The following is a 7,546-nucleotide window of genomic DNA, read 5'->3' as shown; positions in this document are numbered from 1 at the left end:
CAAGACGAGGAGAGAGTCATGACCGAACCCGTGTGGAGCGTCGACGCCAGGACCGGCGAGCGCCTCGGTGGCGGCCTGTCCGAGGCGCTCGCCGGTCCTGGCGTCGACGCTCCACACGGGTTCGGTCATGACTCTCTCCTCGTCTTGTGGGCCCCGGCGTTCCGGGCACGGCCGTCCGTGGGGACGGCAGCGCGCCGGTGCGCCGGGCGCCCGGGTGCCGGGCCGGTATCCCGGTTTCAGTCGGGGGCGGGTCCGGTGGAGTCCCGGACGGTCAGGCTTGTCTCCAGGGTGGCCTGGGCGGCGGTACGCCCGCCGGCGACGGCCTGGAGCAGCAGGTCGACGGCGGTGCGTCCGGCGGCCGGGGTGGGCATCACGATGGTCGTCAGCTTCGGCCGGTTGAGCCGGCCGGTCACGGTGTCGTCGACGCCGACCACGGAGACGGCGCCGGGGACGTCCACGCCGCGGTCGTTGAGTCCCTCGATGACGCCGATGGCCACCAGGTCGTTGTAGGCGATGACGGCGGTGGCGCCGCTTTCCAGAACGGCTGCCGACGCCTCGACACCGCCCTGCTCGGTGGGCGAGTTGGGGCCGGTGACGGTCATCTCGACGCCGAGCCGGGCGGCGGCGGCCACCCCGGAGCGGCTCATCTGCTCGCTGCTCCAGGAGGCGCGGGGACCGCCGATCAGCATCATGCGGCGGTGGCCGAGGCCGGCGAGGTGCTCGACGGCCTCCTCGGTGCCGTGTCCTATGTCCATCAGCACGGCGGACAGGCCCTTGACGCGGCGGTTGACGACGACGAACGGCAGGTCCATGCCCAGCCGTTCGATCGCGAGGTTGGTCAGTCGGGGTGCGACCAGGACCACGCCGTCGACCTGCTTGGCGAGGGTCTGGATCAGCTCCTCCTCCGCCTGCGGGTCCTCGTCGGTGTCGGCGACGAAGACGTGGTACTCGCGTTCCCGGGCATAGGCCTGCGCCGCCTTGATCAGCGGCGGGAAGAACGGGTTGGCGATGTCGGCGACGATCAGCCCGAGGTTGTGGGTGCGGCCGGTGGTCAGCGCGCTGGCGGCCCGGTTGGGCCGGTAGTCCAGGCGCTGGGCGGCGGCGAGCACCCGCTCGCGGGTGGCGGCGTTCACCAGGTTGGGCGCGGAGAACGTCCGCGACACCGTGGACACATGGACTCCCGCCGCTTTCGCGACGTCGCGGATGGTTACCGCCATGCCCTCTCCCCCTCGGGTCCCCCGCCGGAGAGTTCCGGCGCGTTCCCGGCAGCCGCCGAGAACCGGTAGACCGTACTCGACCGGTACTCGGTTCCGGGCCGCAACACGGTCGACGGGAACTCGGGCCGGTTCGGCGAGTCGGGGAAGTGCTGGGTCTCCAGGCACAGTCCGCTGCCTGGGCCGTAGACGTGGTCGGCCAGTTTGCCGCCCGCGTAGAACTGGACGCCGGGCTCGGTGGTGAGCACCTCCATCGCGCGGCCCGAGCGGGGTCCGGTCACCCGGGCGACCGAACGCAGCGTCCCCGCGGGGGAGTCGAAGACCATGCAGTGGTCGTAGCCGCCGGCGGCCTTGAGCTGGGGATGTCCGTCGCTCAGGCGCGAGCCGACGGTGTGGCCGGTGGTGAAGTCGAACGGGGTCCCGGCCGTGGGGGCCAACTCCCCGGTGGGTATGAACCCTTCGTCGACCGGCAGGTACCGGCCGGCGTCCAGGGTCACCGTGTGGTCGTGGATGTCGGGGCCACCGTCGAGGTTGAAGTAGCTGTGGTTGGTGAGGTTGACGTGCGTCGGCGCGTCGGTGGTCGCCAGGTAGTCGATCCGCAGGTCGGCGCCGTCGGGGCCGGAGGCGACGCGGTAGGTGACCTCCGCGCGCAACTGCCCGGGGTAGCCCTCCTCGCCGTCCTCACTGGTCCGGGCGAGGGTGATGCGGTCCTCGGCGATGTCGGTGACCTGCCAGACGCGGTTGCTGAACCCGCCGGGGCCACCGTGCAGGCTGGCCTCACCGTTGTTGGCGGGGAGCGCGTACTCACGTCCGTCCAGCGTGAAGGACGCACCCGCGACGCGGTTCCCGTACCGTCCCACGACCGCGCCGAAGTACCGACTGCGGGTCAGGTAGTCCTCCATGGTGTCGAGCCCGATCACCACGTCGCCGAACTCACCGGCGGCATCGGGGACTTCCAGGGACTGGACCACACATCCGTAGGTGAGCACGCGAACCCGGATACCGGGGGCACGCAGCGTGTGGCGATGCACCGCGGTCCCGCCGCGGTCCTCGCCGAAGCCTTCTCCAACGCCGTCTGCTGTCACGGCTCACACCCTATTCAGCAATCGGTTGCAGTCAATAGCTGCACGAAGTCTTGACGCGGCTGGATTTCCGAGCGAGAGTTCCGCAACCGCTTGCCGTCGAAGGGAAAGTTGTTCCGATGAAGGTACTCGTCACCGGCAGTGCCGGGCGTTTCGGCCGCAGTGTCGTCGCCGGCCTGGCCTCCGCGGGTCACGAGGTGGTCGGGGTGGATCTCCGCCCCGGCGACGGACCCTGCTCCGCCGTCCAGTCGGCCGACGTGGCCGACCTCGGCGAGGCGTTCCAGGTCGTCGCCCGCCACCGCCCGCAGGCACTGGTGCACCTGGCCGCCATCGCCGCGCCGTTCAGCCACAGTGGCGGGCTGACCTACCGGGTCAACACGCAGGCCGCCTTCAACATCTGCGAGGCGGCGGTGCAGTGCGGCGTGGAGCGGGTGGTCATCGCCTCCAGCCCCACCGTCATCGGCTACGGCGCTCCCGGCGGCTGGACCCCCGACTACCTGCCGCTCGACGAGGACCACCCCGTCCGGCCGTGGAACGCCTACAGCCTCTCCAAGGCGGCCGCCGAACAGACCATGCGCTCCTTCGCGCTGGCCGCCGGGGACCGGGTCCGGTTCGCGGCGGTGCGGCCCTGCTTCGTGATCGCCCCCGAGGAGTGGGCCGGGGCACCGACCCAGACCGGTCACACCATGTCGGAGCGGCTGGACGACCCGGCGCTGTCGGGCCAGGCGCTCTTCAACTACCTGGACGCCCGGGACGGCGCGGAGATGGTCGAGCAGCTGATCCGCGCCATGCCGGAGATCCCCAACGGCGAGGTCTTCTTCGCCGGCGCCCCGGACGCGCTCTCCCGCGAACCGGTCGCCGGGCTGCTGCCCCGCTTCCACCCCGGCGCGGCACACCTCGCCGAGTCCCTCACCGGGACCGACCCGGTCTTCTCCACCGCCAAGGCGGCCCGGCTGATCGGCTGGCGCCCCAAGCGCAGCTGGCGGACCGAGCTGGCCGAACCGACCCCGATCCACAGCTAGACGAGGCCACACGACATGAAGCTTTCAGGAGTGCTGTTCTTCCCGGTCACGCCGTTCGACGACGGCGGAGCCGTGGACACCGGCGCGCTGGCCCGCCACGTGGAGGACGGTCTGGGCCACGGCCCGGGCGGGGTCTTCGCCGCGTGCGGGACGGGTGAGCTGAGCGCCCTCGGCGAGGGCGAGCAGGCGACCGTGGTCGCGGAGACCGTGCGCACGGTGGCCGGGCGGGTCCCGGTCGTCGCCGGCGCGGGCGGCCCGCTGGGCACCGCGCTGGCGCACACCCGGGCCGCCGCGGAGTCCGGCGCCGACGGAATCCTGCTGCTGCCGCCCTACCTGTCGGCCGGCTCCCGGGACGGGTACGCCGAGTACGTGAGCCGGATCGCCGAGGTCGGGCTGCCGGTCGTGCTCTACCAGCGCGGGCCGCTGGTCCTCCAGGAGGACCAGGCGGTCGAACTGGCCCGCATCCCCGGGGTGGTCGGCCTGAAGGACGGCCTCGGCGACATCGAGCGGATGCAGCGGATCGTCCTGGGCATCCGCGCGGCGCTGGGCGAGGACTTCACCTTCTTCAACGGCCTGCCCACCGCGGAGCTGACCCAGCCCGCCTACCGGGGCATCGGCGTCGAGCTGTACTCCTCGGCGGCGTTCTGCTTCGTCCCGGAGGTCGCCGCGGCGTTCTGCCGGGCGCTGGAGAACGACCCGGCGCTCACCTCGAAGCTGCTCGCCGAGTTCTATTTGCCGCTGGTCCGGCTGCGCGAGCGGGTCCCCGGCTACGCGGTCGCCCTGGTCAAGGAGGGGCTGGAGCTGCGCGGACACCGGGTCGGCCCGGTGCGCGCCCCGCTCTCGCCCGTCACCGCCGAGCACCGCGCGGAGCTGTCGCGGATCATCGACACGGGCCTGGCGATCGTGCGGGAGGCGTCGTGACCGCCCCCGCCGCCGCGCCCGCGCCGGCCGGCACCGCCGGTGAGCTGCCGGTCGTCACCGGCCTGCGCGCCGGTGTGCGGACGGCCGCGCTGTCCCGCCCCTGGGGCGAGGCCGTGCCGGCCAACCACGTGATCGTCTGCGAGGTCACGCTCTCGGACGGCAGCGTCGGCACCGGGTTCAGCTGGACCCCGCAGATCGGGGCGCGGTCCGTACTCGCGCTGCTGAACACGGACGTGCGGGACGCCGTCACCGGTCTGCCCGCCCACCCCGGGACGGTGTGGGACGCGGCCTGGCGGCATCTGCACGAGGCCGGCTCCGGCGGGATCACCACCCTGGCGCTGGCCGCCGTCGACATCGCGCTTTGGGATCTGCGTTCCCGCGCCGCCGGGCTGACCCTGGCCGACGAGCTGGGGCGGCGGCGGGAGTCGGTGCCGGTGTACGGCAGCGGCGTCAACCTCCACTACCCGCTGGAGGAGCTCACCGCCCAGGCACGCCGCTGGGCCGACCGCGGCCTGAAGGCCGTCAAGATCAAGGTCGGCAGCCCGGACATCGCGGTGGACGTGGAACGGGTCACCGCCGTGCGGGAGATCATCGGCCCCGACGCCGTGCTGATGGTGGACGCCAACCAGCGCTGGGACCTGCCGCGCGCCAAGCGGGCCCTGACGGCGCTGGAGCACCTCGGTCTCCACTGGATCGAGGAACCGCTGCCGGCCGACGACGTGCAGGCGCATGTGCGGCTGCGTGGCGACACCTCGGTGCCGGTGGCCGTCGGGGAGAACGTCCGCACCGTGTACGGCTTCCGCGACCTGCTGGTGGCCGGGGCCTGCGACGTGGTGCAGCCCAACGTGACCCGGGTCGGCGGCATCACCCCGTTCCTGCGGATCGCGGAGCTGGCACGGACCTTCAGCGTCCCGCTCCACCCGCACCTGCTGCCCGACCTCTCCGCCCAGCTGGCGTGCTCGCTGCCGCTGCCCGCGATGGTCGAGGACATCGAGGACGCCTCGTTCGCGGCCCTCGGGCTGCTGCGCGAGCCCTACCCGATGCGGATCGAGGGCGGCACCGCCCACCTGTCCGGAGCCCCCGGGCACGGCATGGACTTCACTGACACACCGTGGGAGACCACCACGCCATGAACGACACCCCAGAGCCGCATCGCGTCGTCCTGGCGGGCGCGCACGGGTACGGGCGGAACTACCTGCCCGTCCTGCGTGAACTCGCCGCCGAGGGCGCCGCCGTACTGGCCGGAGTCTGCGACCTCCGGCCGGTGCCCGACTCCCTGCTCGACGGGCTGGGTTCGCCCGTCTTCGGCAGCGACCTCGGAGCGCTGGTGCGCGAGACCGGCGCGGACGTCGCCGTCGTCGCCACCCCGCTCCACACCCACGCACCCCTGGGGCTGGCCGCCCTGGAGGCCGGCGCGCACGTGCAGATGGAGAAGCCGCCGGCCTCCTCCTTCGCGGAGTTCACCGCGCTGCGCGACGCCTCCGAACGACTGGGACGGGCCTGCCAGGTCGGCTTCCAGTCGCTGGGCTCGGCCGCACCCCAGCGGGTGCGGGACCTGGTCCGCGAGGGGGCCGTCGGCACGGTCCGAGGCATCGGCGCCCACGGCGCCTGGTCCCGGGACACCGCCTACTACCAGCGCGCACCGTGGGCGGGACGCCGCCGGCTGGACGGCGTCGACGTGGTCGACGGCGCGCTCACCAACCCGTTCGCGCACGCGGTGGCGACCGTGCTCGCCCTGGACGGGGGCACCGTCGAGACGGTGGAGACCGAGCTCTACCGGGCCTTCGACATCGAGGCGGACGACACCTCCTGTGTCCGGGTGCGCACCAGCGGCGGTCTCGCCGACGGCACCCCGCTGGTGGTCGCCGTCACGCTGGCCGCGCCCGTCCAGCAGCCCCCGGTCATCACCGTCCACGGTGACGCCGGACGGATCAGCTACTGGTACACCGAGGACCGGGTCCGGCTGGAGCGGACGGGAGAGGAGGCGCGGGAGACCACCGATGACCGGACCGTGCTGCTGCGCAACCTGATCGACCACCTCGCCGCCTCCCGGAACGGCGCGGCCGCGGGGACTCCCCTGCTGGTCCCGCTCTCCTCCACCGAGGGGTTCATGCGGGTGCTGGAGTCGGTGCGCACCGGGGGCGACCCGCGGCCGCTGCCCGCCGACGACCTGCCGGGCGCGGACGGCGCCCGCAGACGCGTGGTGCCCGGCATCACCGAACTCGTGACCGCGGCGGCCGACGGGCTCGCCCTCTACTCCGAACTACCGCGGTTCGCCGCACTGGCCGGGAGGGCCGCATGACCGACATCCAGGAACGGCCGCCGCAGGCGGACGCGGAGAAGCCCCAGCCCGCGGCCGCGGGCCGGCCTCCCGGCGGCGTCGGCAGGGAGCACACCCTGCAGATCCGCAAACGGCGCCGGAAGGAGGCGCTGATCGCCCACCTCTTCCTCGCCCCGTGGTTCGTCGGCCTGATCGCCATCACGTCGATCCCGCTGCTGGCCTCGCTCTACCTCTCGTTCACCGACTACCACCTCATCCAGGACTGGGGCTGGGTCGGTTTCGAGAACTACCGCACGATGTTCACCGAGGACCCGCGGTTCCTCAAGGCACTCTCCAACACCACGATCTACGTGGTGGTCTCGGTGCCGCTGCAGCTGGCGTTCGCGCTGGCGCTGGCGCTGATCCTGGACCGGGGCGTCCGGGGCCTGCCGATCTACCGCTCCATCTACTACCTGCCGTCGCTGCTGGGCTCCAGCGTGGCGATCGCCATCCTGTGGCGGAAGGTGTTCGGCGCGGACGGCCTGTTCAACGAGTTCCTCGGCTTCTTCGGCTACGAGGGCACCAGCTGGGTGGGCGACCCGTCGACCGCGCTGGGCACCCTGGTCGTGCTGAACGTGTGGACCTTCGGCTCACCGATGGTCATCTTCCTCGCCGGCCTGCGGCAGATCCCGCCGAGCTACTACGAGGCGGCCAGCATCGACGGCGCCGGGAAGATGCGGCAGTTCTGGTCCATCACGCTGCCGCTGCTCACGCCGATCATCTTCTTCAACCTGGTGCTGCAGCTCATCGGCGCCTTCCAGTCCTTCACCCAGGCGTACGTGGTCAGTGGCGGCAACGGCAGCCCGGCCGACTCGACGCTCTTCTACACGATGTACGTGTACCAGAAGGGCTTCAACTCCTTCCAGATGGGCTACGCCTCAGCGATGGCCTGGGTCCTCGTGCTCATCATCGCGGTTCTGACCGCTGTGAACTTCATGATGTCGAAGTATTGGGTGTTCTACAGTGACAAATAACCGCGACGCCAAG

At 72.1% G+C, this 7,546-nt stretch carries 7 protein-coding genes; 5 read left to right on the top strand and 2 right to left on the bottom strand.

Going from position 1 to position 7,546, the window contains the following annotated elements; all coding sequences use genetic code 11:
- Positions 1–236 precede the first annotated feature (236 nt).
- Together E0D90_RS05030 and E0D90_RS05025 are read right to left on the bottom strand one after the other, a co-directional pair.
- On the bottom strand, positions 237–1,217 hold the full coding sequence (locus E0D90_RS05030) for a LacI family DNA-binding transcriptional regulator (RefSeq protein WP_130796741.1): 981 nt from the start codon (positions 1,215–1,217) through the stop codon (positions 237–239).
- Complete coding sequence (locus E0D90_RS05025; protein WP_227870003.1) at positions 1,208–2,299, bottom strand: aldose epimerase family protein; 1,092 nt, start codon at positions 2,297–2,299, stop codon at positions 1,208–1,210. Before E0D90_RS05025 ends, E0D90_RS05030 begins: the two co-directional genes overlap by 10 nt.
- A gap of 116 nt (positions 2,300–2,415) precedes the next feature.
- Between E0D90_RS05025 and E0D90_RS05020 the strand changes: the two genes are divergently transcribed.
- From E0D90_RS05020 to E0D90_RS05000, 5 genes are read left to right on the top strand one after another with little or no spacing between them, the layout of a single operon-like run.
- Entirely contained in the window at positions 2,416–3,318 is a 903-nt protein-coding gene (locus E0D90_RS05020; RefSeq protein WP_130796740.1) for an NAD-dependent epimerase/dehydratase family protein, read from the top strand.
- A 15-nt stretch (positions 3,319–3,333) separates the two neighbouring features.
- Positions 3,334–4,239 (top strand): 5-dehydro-4-deoxyglucarate dehydratase, encoded by a 906-nt coding sequence (locus E0D90_RS05015; protein WP_130796739.1) that lies wholly within the window; start codon positions 3,334–3,336, stop codon positions 4,237–4,239.
- Positions 4,236–5,372 (top strand): mandelate racemase/muconate lactonizing enzyme family protein, encoded by a 1,137-nt coding sequence (locus tag E0D90_RS05010; protein ID WP_227870002.1) that lies wholly within the window; start codon positions 4,236–4,238, stop codon positions 5,370–5,372. The genes E0D90_RS05015 and E0D90_RS05010 overlap by 4 nt, the downstream gene beginning before the upstream one ends.
- Positions 5,369–6,541, top strand: a complete 1,173-nt coding sequence (locus E0D90_RS05005) for a Gfo/Idh/MocA family protein (protein WP_130796738.1) — start codon at positions 5,369–5,371, stop codon at positions 6,539–6,541. The genes E0D90_RS05010 and E0D90_RS05005 overlap by 4 nt, the downstream gene beginning before the upstream one ends.
- Entirely contained in the window at positions 6,538–7,533 is a 996-nt protein-coding gene (locus E0D90_RS05000; RefSeq protein ID WP_103503419.1) for a carbohydrate ABC transporter permease, read from the top strand. The genes E0D90_RS05005 and E0D90_RS05000 overlap by 4 nt, the downstream gene beginning before the upstream one ends.
- Positions 7,534–7,546: the final 13 nt, after the last annotated feature.

The sequence above is a fragment of the Streptomyces otsuchiensis genome (genome assembly GCF_004305975.1).
In the GTDB taxonomy this organism is placed as follows: Bacteria; Actinomycetota; Actinomycetes; order Streptomycetales; family Streptomycetaceae; genus Streptomyces; species Streptomyces otsuchiensis.
The sequence above is the reverse complement of the archived record's forward strand: the minus strand, read 5'-3'. Positions and strand labels throughout refer to the sequence as shown.